The 21,539-nt window shown below is 62.9% G+C and carries 23 protein-coding genes and 1 pseudogene; 10 read left to right on the top strand and 14 right to left on the bottom strand.

Going from position 1 to position 21,539, the window contains the following annotated elements:
- Nucleotides 1–69: 69 nt before the first annotated feature.
- The gene (gene hydA, locus AC0C6X_RS18495; RefSeq protein WP_173517581.1) at nt 70–1,524 is read left to right on the top strand and encodes a dihydropyrimidinase; all 1,455 of its coding nucleotides are present in this window, start codon (nt 70–72) and stop codon (nt 1,522–1,524) included.
- 93 nt (nt 1,525–1,617) lie between these two features.
- Here the strand turns inward: hydA and AC0C6X_RS18490 are convergent.
- Nucleotides 1,618–2,026, bottom strand: a pseudogene (locus AC0C6X_RS18490) (cupin domain-containing protein).
- Between the two features lie 121 nt (nt 2,027–2,147).
- Between AC0C6X_RS18490 and AC0C6X_RS18485 the strand changes: the two are divergent.
- The 9 genes from AC0C6X_RS18485 to AC0C6X_RS18445 all read left to right on the top strand — a co-directional run bounded on the left by AC0C6X_RS18485 (nt 2,148) and on the right by AC0C6X_RS18445 (nt 12,640).
- Complete coding sequence (locus tag AC0C6X_RS18485) at nt 2,148–2,939, top strand: ABC transporter ATP-binding protein (protein WP_173517583.1); 792 nt, start codon at nt 2,148–2,150, stop codon at nt 2,937–2,939.
- Nucleotides 2,929–3,393: a GNAT family N-acetyltransferase gene (locus AC0C6X_RS18480; protein ID WP_472954523.1), complete on the top strand. Its 465-nt coding sequence runs from the start codon at nt 2,929–2,931 to the stop codon at nt 3,391–3,393. Before AC0C6X_RS18485 ends, AC0C6X_RS18480 begins: the two co-directional genes overlap by 11 nt.
- The gene (locus tag AC0C6X_RS18475; RefSeq protein ID WP_173517585.1) at nt 3,390–3,725 is read left to right on the top strand and encodes a hypothetical protein; all 336 of its coding nucleotides are present in this window, start codon (nt 3,390–3,392) and stop codon (nt 3,723–3,725) included. The genes AC0C6X_RS18480 and AC0C6X_RS18475 overlap by 4 nt, the downstream gene beginning before the upstream one ends.
- A gap of 2 nt (nt 3,726–3,727) precedes the next feature.
- Nucleotides 3,728–4,612, top strand: a complete 885-nt coding sequence (locus AC0C6X_RS18470) for an ABC transporter permease (RefSeq protein ID WP_173517586.1) — start codon at nt 3,728–3,730, stop codon at nt 4,610–4,612.
- Nucleotides 4,609–5,478, top strand: coding sequence for an ABC transporter permease (locus AC0C6X_RS18465; protein ID WP_173517587.1), 870 nt, complete (start codon nt 4,609–4,611; stop codon nt 5,476–5,478). Before AC0C6X_RS18470 ends, AC0C6X_RS18465 begins: the two co-directional genes overlap by 4 nt.
- 99 nt (nt 5,479–5,577) lie before the next feature.
- Nucleotides 5,578–6,570 (top strand): ABC transporter substrate-binding protein, encoded by a 993-nt coding sequence (locus tag AC0C6X_RS18460; RefSeq protein WP_173517588.1) that lies wholly within the window; start codon nt 5,578–5,580, stop codon nt 6,568–6,570.
- Between the two features lie 605 nt (nt 6,571–7,175).
- Nucleotides 7,176–8,363: an efflux RND transporter periplasmic adaptor subunit gene (locus AC0C6X_RS18455; protein WP_173517589.1), complete on the top strand. Its 1,188-nt coding sequence runs from the start codon at nt 7,176–7,178 to the stop codon at nt 8,361–8,363.
- A gap of 14 nt (nt 8,364–8,377) precedes the next feature.
- Nucleotides 8,378–11,695 (top strand): efflux RND transporter permease subunit, encoded by a 3,318-nt coding sequence (locus AC0C6X_RS18450; protein ID WP_173517590.1) that lies wholly within the window; start codon nt 8,378–8,380, stop codon nt 11,693–11,695.
- 264 nt (nt 11,696–11,959) lie between these two features.
- Nucleotides 11,960–12,640: a Crp/Fnr family transcriptional regulator gene (locus tag AC0C6X_RS18445; protein ID WP_173517591.1), complete on the top strand. Its 681-nt coding sequence runs from the start codon at nt 11,960–11,962 to the stop codon at nt 12,638–12,640.
- 38 nt (nt 12,641–12,678) lie between these two features.
- Here the strand turns inward: AC0C6X_RS18445 and ureG are convergent, their stop codons facing one another.
- From ureG to AC0C6X_RS18380, 13 genes are all read right to left on the bottom strand, one after another.
- Nucleotides 12,679–13,290: an urease accessory protein UreG gene (gene ureG, locus AC0C6X_RS18440; RefSeq protein WP_247958656.1), complete on the bottom strand. Its 612-nt coding sequence runs from the start codon at nt 13,288–13,290 to the stop codon at nt 12,679–12,681.
- A 131-nt stretch (nt 13,291–13,421) separates the two neighbouring features.
- Complete coding sequence (locus AC0C6X_RS18435; protein ID WP_247958657.1) at nt 13,422–14,093, bottom strand: urease accessory protein UreF; 672 nt, start codon at nt 14,091–14,093, stop codon at nt 13,422–13,424.
- Nucleotides 14,086–14,556, bottom strand: a complete 471-nt coding sequence (gene ureE / locus AC0C6X_RS18430; protein ID WP_472954520.1) for an urease accessory protein UreE — start codon at nt 14,554–14,556, stop codon at nt 14,086–14,088. The genes AC0C6X_RS18435 and ureE overlap by 8 nt, the downstream gene beginning before the upstream one ends.
- Nucleotide 14,557: 1 nt before the next feature.
- Nucleotides 14,558–14,854 carry a putative quinol monooxygenase gene (locus AC0C6X_RS18425; protein WP_472954519.1) on the bottom strand — a complete coding sequence of 99 codons (297 nt, stop codon included), beginning with the start codon at nt 14,852–14,854 and terminating at the stop codon, nt 14,558–14,560.
- A gap of 168 nt (nt 14,855–15,022) precedes the next feature.
- Nucleotides 15,023–15,562 carry a peroxiredoxin gene (locus AC0C6X_RS18420; RefSeq protein ID WP_173517596.1) on the bottom strand — a complete coding sequence of 180 codons (540 nt, stop codon included), beginning with the start codon at nt 15,560–15,562 and terminating at the stop codon, nt 15,023–15,025.
- A gap of 289 nt (nt 15,563–15,851) precedes the next feature.
- On the bottom strand, nt 15,852–16,523 hold the full coding sequence (locus AC0C6X_RS18415; protein ID WP_173517597.1) for a TIGR02117 family protein: 672 nt from the start codon (nt 16,521–16,523) through the stop codon (nt 15,852–15,854).
- Between the two features lie 17 nt (nt 16,524–16,540).
- Nucleotides 16,541–18,253, bottom strand: a complete 1,713-nt coding sequence (gene ureC, locus AC0C6X_RS18410) for an urease subunit alpha (protein ID WP_472954517.1) — start codon at nt 18,251–18,253, stop codon at nt 16,541–16,543.
- A 3-nt stretch (nt 18,254–18,256) separates the two neighbouring features.
- Nucleotides 18,257–18,901: a Urease operon accessory protein gene (locus AC0C6X_RS18405; protein ID WP_472954516.1), complete on the bottom strand. Its 645-nt coding sequence runs from the start codon at nt 18,899–18,901 to the stop codon at nt 18,257–18,259.
- 3 nt (nt 18,902–18,904) lie between these two features.
- Nucleotides 18,905–19,318, bottom strand: a complete 414-nt coding sequence (locus AC0C6X_RS18400; protein WP_173517600.1) for a lysozyme inhibitor LprI family protein — start codon at nt 19,316–19,318, stop codon at nt 18,905–18,907.
- Nucleotides 19,315–19,620: an urease subunit beta gene (locus AC0C6X_RS18395; RefSeq protein ID WP_173517601.1), complete on the bottom strand. Its 306-nt coding sequence runs from the start codon at nt 19,618–19,620 to the stop codon at nt 19,315–19,317. Before AC0C6X_RS18395 ends, AC0C6X_RS18400 begins: the two co-directional genes overlap by 4 nt.
- Before the next feature lie 10 nt (nt 19,621–19,630).
- Nucleotides 19,631–19,885: a DUF1272 domain-containing protein gene (locus tag AC0C6X_RS18390; RefSeq protein WP_173517602.1), complete on the bottom strand. Its 255-nt coding sequence runs from the start codon at nt 19,883–19,885 to the stop codon at nt 19,631–19,633.
- Between the two features lie 60 nt (nt 19,886–19,945).
- Entirely contained in the window at nt 19,946–20,248 is a 303-nt protein-coding gene (locus AC0C6X_RS18385; RefSeq protein ID WP_034794185.1) for an urease subunit gamma, read from the bottom strand.
- Between the two features lie 121 nt (nt 20,249–20,369).
- Nucleotides 20,370–21,203 carry an urease accessory protein UreD gene (locus AC0C6X_RS18380; RefSeq protein WP_472954510.1) on the bottom strand — a complete coding sequence of 278 codons (834 nt, stop codon included), beginning with the start codon at nt 21,201–21,203 and terminating at the stop codon, nt 20,370–20,372.
- Between the last annotated feature and the right edge of the window lie 336 nt (nt 21,204–21,539).

Raw genomic sequence — 21,539 nt, 5'->3', positions numbered from 1 at the left:
GACGAAAGTTCCGCCCTTTTCGTGGCGGCGCTGTAGGCGCCGGAAGCGCAATCGCGGGGATCAAGAACCATGAGCACTGTCATCAAGGGTGGAACCATCGTCACGGCCGACCTGACCTACAAGGCCGACGTCAAGGTCGAGGGCGGCAGGGTCGTCGAGATCGGGCCGAACCTCTCGGGTGACGAAACGCTGGATGCGAGCGGCTGCTATGTCATGCCCGGCGGCATCGACCCGCACACGCACCTCGAAATGCCCTTCATGGGCACCTACTCCTCCGACGATTTCGAAAGCGGCACGCGCGCGGCCCTCGCCGGCGGCACGACCATGGTGGTTGATTTCGCGCTCCCCTCGCCCAACCAGTCGCTGCTCGAAGCGCTTACCATGTGGGACAACAAGTCCACCCGCGCCAATTGCGACTATTCCTTCCACATGGCGATCACCTGGTGGAGCGAGCAGGTCTTCAACGAGATGGAGACCATCGTCAAGGACAAGGGCATTAACACCTTCAAGCACTTCATGGCCTACAAGGGCGCGCTGATGGTCGATGACGACGAGATGTTCTCGTCCTTCCAGCGCTGCGCAGCACTCGGCGCGCTGCCGCTCGTGCATGCCGAAAACGGCGACGTCGTTGCCCAGCTCCAGGCGAAGCTGCTGGCCGAAGGCAACAATGGGCCGGAAGCGCATGCCTATTCGCGGCCGGCCGAAGTCGAGGGCGAAGCGACCAACCGCGCGATCATGATCGCCGACATGGCGGGCTGCCCCGTCTACATCGTGCATACCTCCTGCGAGCAGGCGCATGAAGCGATCCGCCGTGCCCGCGCCAAGGGCATGCGCGTCTTCGGCGAGCCGCTGATCCAGCACCTGACGCTCGACGAAAGCGAATACTTCAACAAGGACTGGGACCATGCGGCCCGCCGCGTGATGTCGCCGCCCTTCCGCAACAAGCTGCACCAGGACAGTCTCTGGGCCGGCCTTGCCTCGGGCTCGCTGCAGGTGGTGGCGACCGACCATTGCGCCTTCACATCCGAGCAGAAGCGCTTCGGCGTCGGCGACTTTACCAAGATCCCGAACGGCACCGGCGGCCTCGAAGACCGCATGCCGATGCTCTGGACCCATGGCGTCAATACCGGCCGCATCACCATGAACGAGTTCGTGGCGGTCACCTCGACCAACATTGCCAAGATCCTCAACATCTACCCGAAGAAGGGCGCGATCCTCGTCGGCGCCGATGCCGACCTCGTTGTTTGGGATCCGAACCGCTCGAAGACGATCTCCGCCAAGAGCCAGCAATCGGCGATCGATTACAACGTCTTCGAGGGCAAGGAGGTGAAGGGCCTGCCACGCTACACGCTGACCCGCGGCGTCGTCGCGATCGAGGAAGGCACGATCAAGACCCGCGAAGGCCACGGCGAATTCGTCCGCCGCGATCCCTTCCCGGCGGTCAGCTCCGCCCTTTCCACCTGGAAGGAAGTCACCGCGCCCCGCGCCGTCCAGCGCACCGGCATTCCGGCCACCGGCGTCTGAGGCCTCATGTTTCGCGGCCTGCACTTCTTCGCGCCGCTCTGTCCCACCGGACATGTCCCGCCAGGCCGGTGGGGCGCTTCGGCGCGGGTTGCGTCAGGCGGGCACGAGCGCGTCCAGCTCGGGCAGCAGCACGAGGCTTTCCCGCTGGTTCGGGTCCGTGCGCGCAATGACCGCCGTGCAGGCTTCGCTCGATCGGTTCTCCGGCAGATGCGGCATGCCGGCGGGGATGTAGACCATGTCGCCGGCGCGCGCGACGACGGATTCCTCCAGCCGCTCGCCGAACCAGGTCCAGGCCTCGCCCGAAAGCACGTAGATCGCCGTCTCGTGGCTCTCATGCAGGTGCGCCTTGGCCCGCGCGCCGGGCGGGATCGTGACGATATGCATGCAGAGCCCGATCGCACCGACGGTCTCGGCCGCCCTCAAAATAGTTGAGCCCCTGCTGGCCGGCCGTGATGCCTTCAGGACGAACCACGCGACAGCCCGGATTGGATGATCGAGACATGAACGTTCTCCAGAATTCCCTGAAAAACCAGCAACAAACGGCTTCGCACCCAAATCCGCGATTGCATGTTGCCGGTCCGGATAGCAGTCTGACACAGACCAGCCAGAATGAGTATTTGCCGATGACGTCCAACACCGCATCCGTGGTTTCGGCCCGGGACCTCTGCCTGACTTTCGAAACCGCCGACGGGCCGGTCAATGCGCTGACCGGCGTCAACCTGGACGTTGCCAAGGGCGATTTCGTTTCCTTCATCGGCCCGTCCGGCTGCGGCAAGACGACGTTCCTCAGGGTCATCGCCGATCTCGAAAAGGCGACCTCCGGCAGGATCAGCGTCAACGGCATGACACCGGAAGAAGCACGCAAGCAACGCGCCTATGGCTACGTGTTCCAGGCGGCAGCGCTCTATCCCTGGCGCACGATCGAGAACAACATCGCCCTGCCGCTGGAGATCATGGGCTATTCCAAGGAAGAGAAGAAAGCGCGCATCGAGCGCACGCTCGAACTCGTCAATCTCTCGGGCTTCGGCAAGAAATATCCCTGGCAGCTCTCCGGCGGCATGCAGCAGCGCGCATCGATCGCCCGAGCGCTCGCCTTCGACGCCGATCTCCTGTTGATGGACGAGCCCTTCGGCGCGCTGGACGAGATCGTGCGCGACCACCTGAACGAACAGTTGCTGAAGCTCTGGGCCCGCACCAACAAGACGATCTGTTTCGTCACCCATTCGATCCCGGAAGCGGTCTATCTCTCCACCAAGATCGTGGTGATGAGCCCGCGCCCCGGTCGGGTGACCGACGTGATCGAGTCGCCGCTGCCGCGCGAACGGCCGCTCGGCATCCGCGAAACGCCGGAGTTTCTGGAAATCGCCCACCGCGTTCGCGAGGGCCTGCGCGCAGGACACAGCTATGACGAATAGCGTCGAGATCCGCCGGGCCGAGCGGGGCGACATGACCGCCTGCGCCGGCATCCTCAACCGCTGGATCGACGCAACGCCGTGGATGCCGCGCGTGCACGATCATGCCGACGTCGAGCGGTTCTACGCCGATACGGTCTTTGCCGAACGCACGGTGCTGCTGGCGGAAAATGACGGCACCATTGCCGGCTTCCTTTCGCTCGCCGCCGACAACCACGTCACCGCGCTCTATATCGATGCATCGGATCGGGGCTCAGGCATTGGCACCCGACTGATCGAGGCCGCGAAGGCACTGTCTCCTGACGAGCTCAGTCTCTGGACCTTCGAACATAATCGTGAAGCCCAGCGCTTCTACGAGCGCCAGGGTTTTCAGGCGGTCAGCCGCACCGATGGCGACAACGAAGAGCAACTGCCGGATATCCTCTATCGCTGGCGAGCCCGGGAGATGCAGGCATGAACCTCGCCTATGGCCTCTGGCTGCTGTTCGCAACGACGATCTTCCTCGGGGGCGCGACGGCCTCTCGCGCCTATGTCTCGAACGACCATCTCGGCATGCTCGGCCTTGCGCTCGGGCTCTACATGATCGGCAACATCATCATGGTGAAGCTGATGCGCGATGGCGGCCTTGGCCTTGCGATCTCGCTCTCGGCCGTGGTGCAACTCGTGCTCGTCAACATCATCGCTTTTGCCGTCTTCGGTGAAAGGCTGAGCCTCACACAGGCGGCCGGTGTCGCTCTCGGCATCGCCGCGATGGGCCTGATGATGATCCCGGCAAGCGGAAAGGCGTGACGATGCAGGAACCAAGCTTCCTCAGGGACAAACTGCTGCCGGTTGGCACCGTCATCGTGCTGCTGATCGCACTCTGGTACGTCGCCGCCGTGTTCCTGAACGCGCCCTTCGAGCGTGACACGGCTGCACGCGCCGGCACCGAGATCACCTTCTCCGAGATCGTGCGCAACACCATGGCGCAGGAACGCCCGGTGCTGCCGGCGCCGCACCAGGTGATCGCCGAGATCTGGAATACGACTGTCAACAAGGCGATCACCTCGAAACGCAGCCTCATCTACCACGCCTGGATCACGCTTTCGGCGACCCTGCTCGGCTTCGGCATCGGCGCGGCTCTCGGCATCCTGCTCGCCGTCGGGATCGTGCACAACCGCGCGATGGACCGTTCGCTGATGCCCTGGGTGATCGCCAGCCAGACGATCCCGATCCTCGCCATCGCGCCGATGATCATCGTCGTGCTCAATGCCGTCGGCATTTCCGGCCTGCTGCCGAAGGCGCTGATCTCCACCTACCTCTCCTTCTTCCCTGTGGTCGTCGGCATGGTGAAGGGGCTAAGGAGCCCGGAGACGATCCAGCTCGACCTGATGCACACCTACAACGCCTCCTCGGCGCAGACCTTCTGGAAGCTCCGCTGGCCGTCGTCGATGCCCTATCTCTTCACCTCGCTGAAGGTTGCCGTCGCCATCTCGCTGGTCGGCGCCATCGTTGGCGAACTGCCGACCGGCGCCGTCGCCGGCCTCGGCGCCCGCCTGCTCGCCGGCTCCTATTACGGACAGACGGTGCAGATCTGGGCGGCGCTGTTCATGGCGGCAGCACTCGCCGCAGTCCTCGTCATGATCGTCGGCTTCGCCCACACGGCCGTCCTTAAGCGCATGGGAGCCAAGCCATGAACCTTCCCATCCTTGCGGCCGCGATCATCTTCTGGCTCACCGCCTGGGCTTTCAACGAATGGCTGGTGCGCCAAACCTTCCAGAGCGAAGCCGCCAAGAGTGCTGCGCGCTTTGCCGTGCCGCTGATCTTCGGCGTCACCATCCTTGTCCTCTGGGAAGGCATCGTGCGCGGCTTCTCCGTGCCATCGGTGCTGCTGCCGGCGCCCTCGATGATCTGGCACAAGCTGATCAACTCGCTGCCGACGCTCGGTGCCGATTTCCGCCAGACCTTCCTGAAGGCCGTGCTGTCAGGCTACGCGCTCGGCTGCGGCCTCGGCTTCGCCGTCGCGATCCTCATCGACCGCTCGCCCTTCCTGCAGAAGGGCCTGCTGCCGCTCGGCAACTTCGTCTCCGCCCTCCCCGTCATCGGCGTGGCGCCGATCATGGTCATGTGGTTCGGCTTCGACTGGCAATCGAAGGTCGCGGTCGTCGTCATCATGACCTTCTTCCCGATGCTGGTGAACACCGTTGCCGGCCTTGCCGCCGCCAGCCACATGGAGCGCGACCTGATGCGCACCTATGCGGCGTCCTGGTGGCAGACGCTCGTCAAGCTGCGCCTGCCGGCCGCCTGGCCGTTCATCTTCAACGCGCTGAAGATCAATTCGACGCTGGCGCTGATCGGCGCCATCGTCGCCGAGTTCTTCGGGACCCCCATCGTCGGCATGGGGTTCCGGATTTCCACGGAAGTGGGACGCATGAATGTCGACATGGTCTGGGCCGAGATCGCCGTTGCGGCCGTCGCCGGCTCCGCCTTCTACGGGGTGGTCGCGCTCATCGAGCGTGCCGTCACCTTCTGGCATCCTTCCATCCGCGGAGGGCGCGCCTGACGCATACTGCCTGAGCAGTTCCAGGAAAAGTGTGAAACGGTTTTCCGTCCGGAATTGCGCAGTTGAAAGAAAATGAAGCAAAAACAAGAGGGAACTGACATGAACAAAAGACTTGCATCGCTTCTCGCCGCAGGCGTCTTTTCGCTTGCAGCGTTCCAGGCCGAAGCCGCTGACAAGGTGACGCTGCAGCTGAAGTGGGTGACCCAGGCGCAGTTCGCCGGCTACTACGTCGCCAAGGACAAGGGCTTCTACGAAGAGGAGGGCCTTGACGTCGAGATCAAGCCCGGCGGTCCTGATATCGCACCCGCACAGGTGATCGCCGGCGGCGGCGCCGATGTGATCGTCGACTGGATGCCCTCAGCCCTTGCCACCCGCGAAAAGGGCGTGCCGCTCGTCAACATCGCCCAACCCTTCAAGAAATCGGGCATGATGCTCACCTGCCTCAAGGAAACCGGCGTCACCAGCCCTGACAAGTTCAAGGGCCAGACACTCGGCGTCTGGTTCTTCGGCAACGAATACCCGTTCCTCTCCTGGATGTCGCAGCTGAAGATCCCGACCGATGGCGGCCCGAACGGCGTCACCGTCCTGAAGCAGGGCTTCAACGTCGATCCGTTGATCCAGAAGCAGGCCGCCTGCATCTCGACCATGACCTATAACGAATATTGGCAGGTCATCGATGCCGGCATCAAGCCGGAGGACCTGGTCACCTTCAAATATGAAGACCAGGGCGTGGCAACGCTCGAAGACGGCCTCTATGTGCTCGAAGACAAGCTCAAGGACGCCGCCTTCAAGGAGAAGATGGTCAAGTTCGTGCGCGCCTCGATGAAGGGCTGGAAGTACGCCGAGGAGAACCCGGACGAAGCTGCGGATATCGTTCTCGAAAACGACTCCACCGGCGCGCAGACGGAAAAGCACCAGAAGCGCATGATGGGCGAAGTGGCGAAACTGACATCGGGCTCCAGCGGCGCGCTCGACGAGGCCGACTACAAGCGCACGGTGCAGTCGCTGCTTGCCGGCGGTTCCGATCCCGTGATCTCCAAGGAGCCGGAAGGCGCCTGGACGCATGAGATCACCGATGCCGCACTGAAATAGGCGATCGCCAAAAGGTCAGAAGAGGGTCGCACGATCGTGCGGCCCTCTTCCGTTTCTGCAGCGCCGCGCGTCTTCCCAGACGCACGAAGGTCGCTGCTGCATGTTCTTATCCTCAGATCGGTCAGGATTTAAGGAAACATGCAGCGGGCGGCCGTTCGCATCCGCCATGTTGCCGCCAGATACCGGGCGTGGGGGTGGTAACCCGGCTGACAACGGCGCTACCCTTGCTTGCTATTGTCAAGATCGTGTCAAGATCGCAACCATAACCGCAGAACAGCTTGAATATTGAGGCACCATCGCTTCGTGCGCTCTTGTAAGCGTCAAGAGCCGAGATTACATAGGCCCCGATGTTTGTTGGAGGCAGGCATGGCGGAGGACGTACTTTTCCCGATGCATTGCCTGCGGTAACCGGTCCCAGTTCCGCCGGCGTCTACGGTCTGATACCGTACACGCGGAGCGCGAAATGAGGAAAAGCGCAGTCTCCTGTCCCCGCGCGATCAGCCGGGGCGCGATGTCCGCGTGATAAAATCGCCTGATTGCCCGTGGATCCTGCCTCGAGCTGTGATCCGCTCAAAGTTGTTTTCATTGCCGGGACTATGAAGCCGATGGCTCAAAAAGTACTGCCTATTCTCAGCCTGTGCGCTGCGATGACCTTTGGTTCGCTTTCCGTTGCCGGAGCGGAGGACGCGATAGAAGCGAAGCCGACACAAAGCCTCCCGTCCATCGTCGTCACCTCGGCGGTCGACCAGTCGATCAGCGACCGCGTCGTTGCGACCGGCACCATCCAGGCCGTCGAGCAGGTCTATGTCGCCCCGATGGTCGACGGCCTCTCCATCCGCACACTCAATGTCGATGTCGGCGACGAGGTGGAAGCCGGCAGCGTGCTCGTGGTCCTGAACGACGACGCGCTTCGCCTGCAGAAGAGCGAACTCGAAGCGTCGCTTGCCAAGGCGGAAGCCGGGCTTGCTCAGTTGAACGCACAACTCAGCGAAACCAGGGCGAACGCCGATGAGGCCAAGCGGGTCAGCGACCGCGCCGCCGAACTCTCCAAGAACGGCACCGTTTCGACGGCCGAGGCGGACCGGGTGCGGGCGCTCGCGATCGCGACCCACGCACGCGTCCTCTCCGCCGAGCAGGCCGTCGCCGTTGCCAATGCCGACATCAAGGTGGCCGAAGCCCAGATCGACGACATCGACCTTCGCCTCGCCCGTACCGAGGTCAAGGCGCCTGTCGCCGGCGTGATCTCCGCCAAGAACGCCAAGGTCGGCGCGATCGCCACCGGCAATAGCGAGCCACTCTTCGCCATGATCCGCGATGGCGCGATCGAGATGAAGGCCGACGTCGCCGAAGCCGATATCATCAAGCTCGCTGTCGGCCAGCCGGCAACCGTGACGCTCGCCGGCGGCAACACCAAGGTCGAGGGCACGATCCGCCTGATCGCGCCGACCGTCGATCCCGTCAGCCGCCTTGGAACCGTCTTCATCAGCCTGACGGCCACCGAGAAGGCACGCGCCGGCATGTATGCGAGCGCTCTGATCACCGCCGAACAGAAGCAGGCAGTGGTCCTGCCGCAAACGGCCGTTACCAATGAGAACGGCCGCACGATCGTCCGCAAGGTCGAAAACGGCGTCATCCGCATCCTGCCGGTCAAGACAGGGATTTCCGACGGCAAGTTCATCGAAGTCCTCGAAGGCCTGAAGGCCGGCGAAGAAGTGGTGGCGAGGGCCGGAGCCTATGTCCGCGACGGCGACCACATCAACCCCGTCAAGTCCGCTGCATCAGCGACCAACTGACAGGAACCGTGACCATGAACTTCTCAGCCTGGTCCATACGCAATCCGATCGCGCCGATCCTTGCCTTCGTCGTTCTGATGGTGCTCGGCTATCAGTCCTTCGAATCGCTGCCGATCACCCGCTTCCCCAATATCGACGTGCCGATCGTCTCGATCAACGTGACGCAGAGCGGCGCATCACCGGCCGAGCTCGAAACGCAGGTCACCAAGGAAATCGAGGACGCGGTCGCGAGCGTCACCGGCGTCGACCACATCGAGTCGACGATCAACGACGGCACATCGACGACCGCGGTCATCTTCCGCATGGAAGTGCCGACGACCCAGGCGGTGCAGGACGTCAAGGACGCAATCGACCGCATCCGCAGCGATCTCCCCACCTCGATCGAGGAACCGATTGTCTCCAAGGTCGACGTCGAAGGCCAGGCGATCCAGACCTTCTCCGTCTCCGCGCCCGGCATGTCGCTGGAAGAGCTCTCCTGGTTCGTCGATGACGTCATCAAGCGCGAGATCCAGGGCAAGAAGGGCATCGGCCGTGTCGACCGCTATGGCGGCGCCGACCGCGAGGTTCGGATCGAACTCAACGACGACAAGCTGAATTCGCTCGGCATCACCGCCGCCGACGTCAACGGCCAGCTTCGCCGCATGAACATGGACCTCGGCTCCGGCCGCGGCCAGGTCGGCGGCAGCGAGCAGGCGATCCGCACCCTCGGCGACACCCGCAACGTCAACCAGCTCGCCAATACGATGATCTCGGTGCCGAGCGGTCGCTTCGTGCGCCTCTCCGATCTCGGCACGGTCACCGACACCTATGAGGAGCCGCGCTCCTTCTCGCGCTTCAACGGCAATCCCGGCGTGACCTTCGCGGTCTTCCGCGCCAAGGGCGCCAGCGAGGTCAGCGTCGCCGAGACGGTCGCCAAGTCGCTCGACAAGATCCGTGCGGCGAACCCCGACGTCACCATCGAGATGGTCGACGATTCCGTCTACTTTACCTACGGCAACTACGAAGCGGCACTGCACACGCTGATGGAAGGCGCGCTGCTCGCCGTCATCGTCGTCATGCTCTTTCTGCGCAACTGGCGCGCCACGCTGATCTCGGCCGTTGCGCTGCCGCTGTCGGCGATCCCGACCTTCTGGGTCATGGACCTGCTCGGCTTCTCGCTGAACCTCGTCAGCTTCCTGGCGATGACGCTTGCGACCGGTATCCTCGTCGATGACGCGATCGTCGAGATCGAGAACATCGAGCGGCACATCCATATGGGCAAGTCGCCCTATCGGGCCGCGATCGAGGCGGCGGATGAGATCGGCCTGGCGGTTATCGCGACGACCTTCACGATCATTGCGGTCTTCGTGCCCGTGTCCTTCATGCCGGGCATTCCTGGCCAGTATTTCATCCAGTTCGGCCTGACGGTTGCCGTCGCAGTGTTCTTCTCGCTGCTCGTCGCCCGCCTGATCACGCCCGTGATGGCCGCCTATCTGATGCGTGCTTCGGACGCGGGCCCCGACCACCACAACAAAGACGGCTTCATGATGCGCAACTACACGCGCCTCGTGCAGGTCACGACCAAACATTGGTACACGCGTTACCTGACGCTGCTTGCCGCAATCGCCTTCTCGGTCGGCTCCGTCTTTGCGCTGATCCTCTATGTGCCCGGCAGCTTCCTGCCGCCGGAAGACGCTTCGCGCGTCAGCCTGTCGATCGAGCTGCCGCCGGATGCCATGCTCGAGGACACCGACCGGACCACGACGGAGATCTACAACCGGATCAAGGGTATCGATGGGGTCGACAACATTTTCGTCCTCGGCGGCGCCTCGCCGAAAGGCGATCTGGAACTGCGCCGCGCCACCGTCACTGTGCTTCTCAAAAAGCTCGACCATTCGCTCTTGAACAAGGTCGTCAACGACGTCATCGGCCGCGCGCCGCTGATCGGCCCTTACCTGCCGAAGATGACCCCCGCCGGCCGCATCGTCCCGCAATCGGAGATCGAAAAGGAAATCTTCGCCCGCGTTCGCGACATACCGGACGTGCGGGTCATCAAGCTCAACGACCGCGGCCAGCGCGACCTTGCGTTCAACCTGCTCTCCAACAACGAGGCCGATCTCGACCAGGGCGTCGCGATCCTGGAAGCGAAGCTGCGCAGCGATCCGCTGCTCGCCAATGTCAGCCCGGATGGGGCGCTCCCCCGTCCGGAACTGCAGATCCGCCCGCGTGACGAACAGATGTCGCGCCTCGGCATCACCACGGCGCAGATCTCGGAGGTCATCCGCGTGGCCACCATCGGCGATATCGACGCGGCGCTCACCAAGATCGCGCTCGACGGACGGCTGATCCCGATCCGCGTGCAGATCAACCGCGATTTCCGCACTGATATCGCGGCGATCCGCAACCTCAAGATCACGACGGCAGCGGGTGCCACCGTGCCGCTGTCGAGCGTTGCCGACATCAACTATTCGGAAGGCCCGAGCTCGATCAAACGCTACGACCGCAACCGCGTCGTCTCGCTCGGCGCGGACCTGCCGATCGGCGTCGCGCTCAACACCGCCTCGGACCGCTTCAAGCAGATCGCCGGTCAGGCCGAACTGCCCAAATCCGTGCAGTTCCTCGAAAGCGGCGACGCCGAGGTTCAGGCGGAGATGCAGCAGAGCTTCGGCAATGCCATGCTGCTTGGCCTGATGCTGGTGCTGGTGGTGCTGATCCTGCTCTTCAAGGACGTGATCCAGCCGTTCACCATTCTGTTCTCGCTGCCGCTTGCCATCGGCGGCGTCGCCGCCGCTCTGATCCTGACGCAGAACGCGCTGTCGATGCCGGTGCTGATCGGTATCCTGATGCTGATGGGCATCGTCACCAAGAACGCGATCCTGCTCGTCGACTTCGGCATCGAGATGATGCACCACGGCATGGACCGTCAGCTCGCGATGATCGAGGCCGGGCGCAAGCGCGCCCGCCCGATCATCATGACCTCGATCGCCATGTCGGCGGGCATGCTCCCCTCCGCGCTCGGCGTCGGCGAAGGCGGCTCGTTCCGCGCCCCGATGGCAATTGCCGTGATCGGCGGCATCATCGTCTCGACGGTGCTGAGCCTTGTGATCGTCCCGTCGTTCTTCCTGATCATGGACGACCTCTCGCGGCTGCTCGCCCGCATCTTCGGCCGTTTCGTCGGCCAGAAGGACGAGGAGAACCTGCCGCTCGATCGCGGGACCCTGACGGGCCTGGTCCAGGAGCAGAGCAAGACGATCGAAGGCCTGGAAGATCGGCTGAAGACGCTGGAGTCGGACCAGACCAAGGGACGATCCGGCAGCAAGGTCATCAACCATCCGGCGCTCGCCGCCGAATAGGCTACTGCATGTCTCCTTAAATCGACCTCGATTTAAGGACAAAGACATGCAGCAAATCAAAGTGCTACAGCGACCTCTACGCGTCTCATAAGACGCGCAGCGCTGTAGTGGCCGAACCGGCGCTTCGCCCGCAACTGTCACAATCCAAGTACGAGCCCGCGCCCCGCAAGCGCGGGCTTTTTGTCGATTTTATTTGATCGAGGTCAAACCGCCTTCCGCCAAGCTTTATTACCTTGCATCTGGATCTTGCTCAGGACGGGTGTAATGAAGACGTTGCGATTGAACTCGAACGATAGGGCTGTGCTGCTCGGTTCTTGCTTCTTCGAGAAGCTGCCCTTGGCGGCAACGAACGCAATTCTGGACGATGTGGTCGTTTCCACCCACGAAGAGCACGACATCCTCTTTGGCCATGGCGAGCCGCTCGATCACGTTTTCTTCGTTCTTTCCGGCCTGGTCCGTCTCTACCGGCTGGGCAAGGACGGACGCGAGGCGGATATCGCCGTGTTTCCGAAGGGTGAGCTTTTCGGCGAAAGCGCCATGTTCCTCGGAAACCGCGCCACCGCCAACGCCCAGACGATCGAGACGACGATGCTTGCAAGGATCGACAGCCGCAAGCTGCGCAAGCTCGCCGAGCAGACACCTGAAATCGCCGACGCGCTGATGCAGCTTCTCTGCCGGCACGCGCAAATGGCCGAGGATTGCCTGGCCGAAGACCGGCTGCTGACGGCGCCACAGCGGGTAGCAAGCTATATTCTCGGCAACTGCCCGGACGGCATCACGAACTTTTCCTTCCGCCTGCCCTTCCAGAAGAATGTGCTGGCCGGCAAGCTGGGCCTGGCGCCGGAAGCGCTGTCGCGCGCCTTCTCCGCACTCCGCCGCTCGGGCGTCACGGTCAAGGGCCGCGTCATCGAAATCCACGACCGGCAGGCGCTCGAACGATTCTGACGCGCCGACGAGGTTCGGCTGTCACCAGCCTGGGAGCGTCACAGCCCGCCGTGCAGCGCCAGGAAATCAACGATCCGGTTGACGCCGTCGCCGCGTTTCATGTCGGTGAAGACGAAGGGCTTTTCCGCCCGCATCCGCGTCGCATCCCGCTGCATCACGTCGAGATCGGCCCCGACATAGGGAGCGAGATCCTTCTTGTTGATGACAAGCAGATCCGACTTGGTGATGCCTGGCCCCCCCTTGCGCGGGATCTCCTCGCCCTGACAGACGGAGATGACGTAGATCGTCAGATCGGCAAGATCAGGGGAAAAGGTCGCCGCGAGATTGTCGCCGCCAGATTCGATGAAGACGATGTCGAGATCGGGTATGCGCCGGTTGAGGTCAGCGATTGCCTGCAGATTGATCGTGGCGTCCTCGCGGATCGCCGTATGCGGGCAGCCCCCGGTTTCCACGCCGACGATGCGCTCGGACGGCAGCGCCTGCATGCGCACCAGAGCCTCTGCGTCTTCCTTGGTATAAATGTCGTTGGTGACGACGGCGACGGAGTACTTCTCCCGCATCGCCTTGCAGAGCTTGTCGGTCAGCGCCGTCTTGCCCGAGCCCACCGGCCCGCCAATGCCGACGCGAAGGGGACCGTTCTTCGATGTCATCTGGATGTCCTTTCGAGGCGATCTCTTCCTAAGAGCAATTCCAGGAAAAGTGTTAAACGGTTTCCCGTCCGGAGTTGCGTAATTTCAAAAGGTTAGATCATTTCACTGTTCCTGTGAAACAGTGAAATGATCTAGGAGCGGAAGAGCCGCGAATGCAGGGTTTCGTGTCTCAATGCCGAAATATCGGCGATGATCGTGGCTGAGCCAAGATCGTCCAGCGAGGCGGTTGCGGCCTTACTTGCCGTCGCCGCGATGACCGGCTCGAGCGCTGCGATGACGCCCATGCCATCGCGCTGGCCGGTGACGCCGCAGCGGATCGCCACCGAAACGGCGTTTGAAACGGAAGCGTTGAGAAAGGCGGCAAGCGCCGGCTCGAGACCGGTCTGATGACCACCGGCAACGGCACCGACGGCCACCGGATAGGCGACGGTCTCGCTGAGGGCATCGAAGACCAGGTGCGGCCACGACCGCGCAGCCGCCAGAAACGCCTGGCCCTGCAGCATGGTTTCCGTATGCCGCTCGCGGCTTCCCGCCAGGGCTTCGGCAAGTTCTGCGGCCGCAGCCAGCCGGGGAGCATCATCGGAGGCCCGATAGCTTTCGGCAAGAAGCAGGGCATCGTTCCAGCCGGAGCCGCGGCAGATGACCGTCTCCAGCCAGGAGCGAAGCTCCACCGCGTCCGTGACCAAACGATCATGGACCGCCTGTTCGAGCCCGCTGGAATAGGAGAAAGCACCGACCGGGAAGGCCGGGGACAGCCAGGTCGCAAGCCGCAGCAGCGCCTGCGTATCGGCCCGTTCAGCCATGGTGATGGCCGTGGCCGTGGTTGTGACCGCCGGCGTGGTAGGCGCCGCGCATCGGCTGGAAGGGTTCCGAAACCTCGCTCACCTCCGCGCCCAAACCTTCGAGCATCTGGCGGATGACCGGATCACGGGCAATCAGAATGCGCTTCGCCTCGATCTGCGCCGGCAGATGGCGATTGCCGAGATGCCAGGCGAGCTCGATGAGATGCAGCGGGTCGCGCGGGAGGATTTCGTAAAGCGCCTCCGGCGCGGCAACGATCCGGATATAGCCGCCACCGTCGAGCACCAGGAGATCGCCGTCGGCGAGCATCACCGGTTCCCTGAGGTCCAGCATCACCACGTCGTCGTTTTCGAGATGCAGGAGCTTGCGCCGCAGGTGCCGCGCGTCGTGCGCCAGCGTTACGCTGTGGAGCGGCGTCTTGTCGCCCGGCCCCGGCGAGAGAACTTCCGTCGAACGATACGGCATCTCAGAGCACCTCGACCTTTTCCGGCGTCACGAGCTCGATGCGCGCCTCGACCAGCAGGTCCGCCATCGCCGCCTGGAAGGCTTTCAGATGCGGCTCCTCGAAATGCGCATCGACGGCCGTCTTGCTCTGCCAGGTCTCGACGAACACCAGGGCATCGGGGTCGGCCGGCTTGCGGTAAAAGTCATAGGTGATGCAGCCGGCCTCGCGCCGCGTAGCCTCGATCAGTGGTGCTGCCAGCGACACGACTTCATCTCCTTTGCCCGGATGCGCGGTCAGGTGGGCGATAACGTAAACCATTGAACCCTCGATATCTTTTCTATGCGCTAGTCTAGCAAGAAAAAGCCTCGACGCCAGTCGTGGGGGCCGCTTTTCAAGGTCTGCCCCGCTCGCATCGGACAAGAAAAAGCCCGACGACCGGATCCGATCCTCGGGCTTTCTCAAATCAGGAACGGTACGCCCCTGCCATCACGCAGCAAGTTTCTGTGACTTCAGCGTCTCAAGAATGTTCTGCGGCGAGGAAACGCCATAGGGGTCGCTGTCGCAATTGTCGGAGTAACCTTCTTCCTCGAACCACTGCTCGACGACGCCGTTGTTGACGACGGCGGCGTAGCGCCAGGAGCGCATGCCGAAGCCGAGATTGTCCTTGGCGACAAGCATACCCATCTTGCGGGTGAATTCACCCGAACCATCCGGGATCAGCTTGACGTTCTCGAGGTTCTGGGACTTGCCCCAAGCATTCATGACGAAGGCGTCGTTGACCGAGATGCAATAGATCTCGTCGATGCCTTCAGCGCGGAAATCGGCGGCCAGCTTTTCGAAGTCCGGGAGCTGATAGGTCGAGCAGGTCGGCGTGAAGGCGCCGGGCAGCGAGAACAGCACGACGCGCTTGCCGGCGAAATAATCGTCGGTGGACACGTCCTCCCAGCGGAACGGGTTGGGGCCGCCAACGGCTTCGTCGCGAACGCGGGTGCGGAACGTTACAGCGGGTACTTTTCTGCCAAGCATCGTCATCTCCTTCAGATCACGATGATTTGGGTCGGATTGACCCAATCATGAACGTGATCGCATCTCATAAGTCAGAGCGGGATGGGGGCGGAAAACCGCAAGCACTTTTCCTCATCCCGCTCCAGCGGCTCTCGGTCGGCAGGTCTTGGGAGGATTGCTGGCAACCGAGAAAAGGTTAGCCGCTTTCCTATCCGATCTTGCGCTGCGGCGCAGCACGAAACGCCCCGATTCACATGCGGGCATGGCAGCCATGCAAGAGCCGCATGGCTTCTGCTCATCCCACGAGGCCTCAATTGTGGATGCGCAACGACAGTCCGAGGCTCGGCGGGATCGGGTTCCACAAGCCTGTTCTCAAGCCTGCTTCGCGCAGTGCCCGCGCCGTCCAGGTGTTGCAGCCGAAAAGCGCATTGAAACTGCCCTCCGCTTCGAAGAAGCGGTCGTTGCCATTGTAGGAAAAGCCGTCAATCGGGACGGCAGCCCCGGCGTCACCCGTAAAGCTCTCGGCAATGAAAGCAAGCAGCCGCTCGTACCCTGCCGCGTCCAGCTCGAAGCCGGCGACGGACGCTTGCGGTTCGGCGATCCGGCCGGCGACATCCACATGCATCACCGAGCGGTCGAGCGTCAGCGCCCTGAAGACCGGTATGGTCTTCAGCTCCGACCAGGTCGGCGTTTCCAGATAGAAGGAACGCCCGCCCCAGCCGAAGATCAACCATTGTGCCTGAGGATGGGCAATCGGTACGCCGGCAGGCTCGATGAAGCCGAACCGGGCCCTCGTTTCCTCGGTCAAGGGCACGGCGATATCCGTGTGGATCGGACCCGAGAGCACCAGGATGCGCGTACCCCCTGCTCCCGCCGCGACGGCGGATGCCGGCAAAAGCGGCCGCGGCAGGAGGGTTCCGAGAACAAGCGCCAGCACCGCCGCCAGCAGGCCGATGAAAGCCCATTTCAGGCCGCGCTTCATGCTCGGTTCCTGCTCGCTCAGAACAGGAAGTAGCGCTGCGCCATCGGCACGATCGTCGCCGGCTCACAGGTCAGCAACTCGCCGTCGGCGCGTACTTCATAGGTCTCCGGATCGACCTCGATATGCGGCGTCAGGCTGTTATGGATCATCGACGCCTTGCCGATGCCGCCACGGGTGTTCCTGACGGCCACGAGTTGCTTGGCGACGCCAAGCTTGGCGGCAAGCCCGGCATCCAGCGAAGCCTGCGACACGAAGGTGACGGAGGAGCTCGTGCGGTTTTTGCCGTAAGCGGCAAACATCGGCCGGTAGTGCACCGGCTGAGGCGTCGGGATGGAGGCGTTCGGGTCGCCCATCGGCGCCATGGCGATCGAACCGCCGAGCAGCACGAAGTCCGGCTTCACGCCGAAAAAGGCCGGGTTCCAGATGACGAGATCGGCGCGCTTGCCGACCTCCAGCGAACCGATCTCATGGCTGAGACCGTGGGCGATCGCCGGGTTGATCGTGTATTTGGCGATATAGCGCTTTACCCGGAAATTGTCGTTGTCGCCGGTTTCCTGCGGCAAGGGCCCGCGCTGGCGCTTCATCTTGTCGGCCGTCTGCCAGGTGCGGATCGCCACTTCGCCGACGCGGCCCATGGCTTGGCTGTCGGAGGAGATGATCGAAAACGCGCCGATATCGTGCAGGATGTCCTCGGCCGCAATCGTTTCCTTGCGAATGCGGCTCTCGGCAAAGGCGATGTCTTCGGGGATCGACGGCGACAGGTGGTGGCAGACCATCAGCATGTCGAGATGCTCGGCCAGCGTGTTCCTGGTGTAGGGCCGCGTCGGGTTGGTCGACGACGGAATGACGTTCGGCTGGCCGCAGATCTTGATGATGTCGGGCGCGTGGCCGCCGCCGGCGCCTTCCGTGTGGAAGGCATGGATCGTGCGGCCCTTGATCGCCGCGATCGTATCCTCGACGAAACCGCTCTCGTTCAGCGTGTCGGTGTGGATCATCACCTGCACGTCGTATTCGTCGGCCACACCCAGGCAGCAATCGATCGCCGCCGGCGTCGAGCCCCAGTCCTCGTGCAGCTTCAGCGAGGTGGCCCCGGCAAGCACCATCTCGACCAATGCGCCCGGCCGCGAGGCATTGCCCTTCCCGGCAAAGGCGATGTTCATCGGAAAACCATCGGCCGCCTCGATCATGCGGGCGAGATGCCACGGGCCGGACGTGCAGGTGGTGGCAAGCGTGCCATGCCCCGGACCGGCGCCACCGCCCAGCATGCAGGTAAGCCCGCTGACCAGGGCCTCCTCGATCTGCTGTGGGCAGATGAAGTGGATGTGGCTGTCCATGCCGCCGGCGGTGACGATCTTGCCTTCGCCCGCAATCACCTCGGTCCCGGGACCGACGATGATGGTCACGCCCGGCTGGGAATCCGGGTTGCCGGCCTTGCCGATCCCGGCGATGCGCCCGTCCTTAAGGCCGATATCGGCCTTGACGATGCCCCAATGGTCGACGATCAGCGCATTGGTGATGACCGTATCGACGGCGCCCTCGGCACGGGTCACCTGGCTCTGCCCCATGCCGTCGCGAATGACCTTGCCGCCGCCGAATTTCACCTCCTCGCCATAGGTGGTGAAGTCCTTCTCGACCTCGATGAAGAGTTCGGTGTCCGCAAGCCGCACCTTGTCACCGACCGTCGGACCGAACATGGCGGCATAGGCCGCGCGCGACATCTTGTAGGGCATGGTTCAGGCTCCTTGGGACGAAGAAGAAAGTGGATGGAGGCGGCGAAGGCGGCCTCTTGCTGCCAGGGCATCGACATAGCGGCGCTCGGCAGCAAAGGGATGCCATTGCCACCCGACATGGCCGAAGCCGGCGAGCACGACGTCGTCATCGGCTGTCGCGACATTGGACAGGATATCGGCAATGACGACCAGGCCGCTGGACGGAACGACGTAGGGATCCGGTGAGAAGCGGGCGAGGTCATGGTCCAGTTGCTCATGCACCGCGGCGGGGACGATGCGAAAACCGCGGTTGGTCGAACGGCTGAAACTCTCGAAACCGACGGTGTAATCGTCACAGAAATCATCGAGGTCCGGATGCGTTTTCGCCAGGGTGGCCCGCATCGCGGCAAACTTCGCACCAGTGCGGACGCACCAGATTTCGCGCGCCTTACGCACCGCCGAACTCGTCTTCCAGCGGCCGCCGCCGAGCATGGCAAGCCCGGGGCGCCCGGTGTTGCAGACGGCGACGATATCGGTCTTGCGGCCACCGGAACCGACGGAACGGCAATCATTGAAACGGACGACAAGATCGGCTGCATCGATCGTCGCGCCAGCGCCGTCAGGCACTTCGCCATTACCCACGATCATGATGACGCGGCGCCCTTGCACGGGTCAGTTTCCTTGATTTTCGAGGAATTCTTTCAATTCGGCGGTGCGCTTTTGCGTCAGGTCTGTAAGGCAGCCCGAAACCAGCATAGGCTCCGCCTGGCCGCCTCGCGCTTGGAAGCCGGCCAGTTCACATTGGCCGTCGCGGTAACCGATCCAGGCGCGCTGGGCCTTTTTCAACGCCTCGACAGCTCCGACCTCGGCGCCCTCCAGATCGGAGTCGATCGCTTGCACTGCCGTCATCGCCTGCTTGTAGATCCTGTTCAGTTCAGCATCCGCCGCCTGGTATTCCTGATCGGCGCACATATTCAGATCCAGCTGCGCGGTTGCGTTCGCACAATCCACTTTCGGCGGTTCCTGAGCCGGCGCGGAAGCCGCGGAAATGAGAAGCAAGCCGAGGACCGGAACCACTGCTCTCATAGCTTGCCCATCACCTGCTGGCGGAAGCCGTAGACCTCGCGCTTGCCGGAAAGGGGGATCAGCGTCACCTGGCGCGTCTGCCCCGGCTCGAAACGAACGGCCGTGCCGGCCGGAATGTCCAGTCGTCTGCCATAGGCGGCCTTCCGGTCAAACTGCAGTCCGGCGTTGGTTTCGGCGAAATGGTAGTGGCTGCCGACCTGGATCGGGCGGTCACCGGTATTGGCCACCTCGATGGTTGTCGTGTCGAGACCGGCATTGAGCTCGATCTCTCCGGCACCCGCGATGATTTCTCCTGGGATCATGGTTCTCTCCTCAAGCCGCCTTCGCACCGGCGCAGCCCTCAGGCTTCAGCACCCGCTCGGTGGAGGCCGGATATTTTTCAAGCAGGGCTGCCGGGCGCACCGGCCGCCGCATGAATTCGCCGCCGCAATTCGGGCAGGCGCCGCCGAGCTTTCCATCGACACAATCCACGCAGAAGGTGCACTCGAACGTGCAGATCATCGCCTCGCGGCTATCCGGCGGCAGGTCCTTGTCGCAGCACTCGCAATTGGGGCGCAAAGCCAGCATGCTTGCCTCCTGAGATCATGGGTTGGACGGATACGACCGAAAGGGCCGTGTTTCCTTCGTCTAGCGGATCGGTTCGTGAACGGTGACGAGCTTGGTGCCGTCGGGAAACGTCGCTTCGATCTGGATGTCGTGGATCATCTCGGGGATACCCTCCATCACCTGATCGCGCGTCAGCACCTGGGCGCCCGCCTCCATCAGTTCGGCAACCGAGCGCCCGTCGCGCGCGCCTTCGACGACGAAATCGGTGATCAGCGCGATCGCCTCCGGATGGTTGAGTTTCACGCCGCGCTCCAGGCGTCGGCGCGCGACCATCGCCGCCATGGAAATCAGCAATTTGTCCTTTTCGCGCGGAGTAAGATTCATGCGTCGCCACCGGTTGTTCGTGAAGCAATTCCAGGAAATCTGCGGAGCGGGTTTCCGTCAGGAATTACAGAGTTTCAATGTGTTAGATCATTTCACAGTTTCAATAAAAATATGAAATGACCTAGAGAACCCAGACTTTCGGCACTGTCTTCTGCTTGCGCAAGTGCGAAATGATGGGGATGAGGATTTTTCTGAGCGCGAACCCATCCGGCGCCACGAAGCGGGCAACCAGCTTGTCGCGGCCATCGACCTGGAAATGGCTGATGCCAGCGCCAGCCTCGCCGTCAAGGAGCGACCGGAGACGCGGCAACAAGGGCTCACAATCGGGACCGACATAGAGGAGCGTGGCAAAGGCGGACGCGCCATCGAGCACCGCCCGTCGCTGACCGAGGCTGGCGATCTCTCCGGAAAGCGCCAGATTGTCCGCATGCAGCAACTTGCCCTCGACGCGGACGCGCCAGCGATCACGAAAGAGCCCGGCATGCACCACCTCCCCCATCGCCTTGCGGCCAAGAAGAACCGCCTCCACCGCCAGGAACGTCGCATCCGCGGCAAGTTCCACATCCAGCGAACGCGACAGCGAGGCATGGTCGAAAAGGATCGTTTCCTGCGGCAGCCAGTCGACGCGGGCGCCGGCGGCAATCTCGATACGCGTGGCCACCGCGACCGTATCTGCGCTTGCCTTGTAGATCTTTTCGCAGGCCTGCGTCGTCACCGTCACATCGGTTCCCGCCCCTGCCGCCACTTCCCAGACCATGCGGTCGCCGCCGGTGAGACCGCCGGATGAATTGATGAGCACGGCCTCCATGGAGGCATCGAAGGTCTTCGGCAGGCGGATCTTGGCGCAGCCTTCCTGGTAGAGTTCGGCAATGCGGCTCTGGCCGAGCGCCGCCTTGGCGACCAGCCGGCCCTTACCCCAGGCCCGTTGCGGAGCGATGCTTGTTGCCTTGTTCATCCTCGACCGCCGAGCGGTGTCCTTCAATCCCTGGCGCTGCACCCGTTGGGCAGATCGCCTTGCCTTCGCGCTATCGTCTGCATCGCGGCATGACAAGTCAAGTTATTGTTTTGCAAAGAAAATCGTCAGAATGCTGCATTTCCGTGCAAGCGCTGCGCGAAAAACAGGCAGCCGCTTACGCTATCCGATCCGGCGACTCTGAAAAAACCGGCGACGTTGACGACCGACGGGTGACGAGAATGCAGGGTTTCGAGCTCATGGCCGCTTCCGGATCAGATTCGAGAGAGAGAGAGAGAGAGAGAGAGAGAGAGAGAGAGAGAGAGAGAGAGCACGAAA

The organism is Ensifer sp. VA4 (genome assembly GCF_055710065.1).
This window is presented reverse-complemented; position numbering and strand designations above follow the sequence as displayed.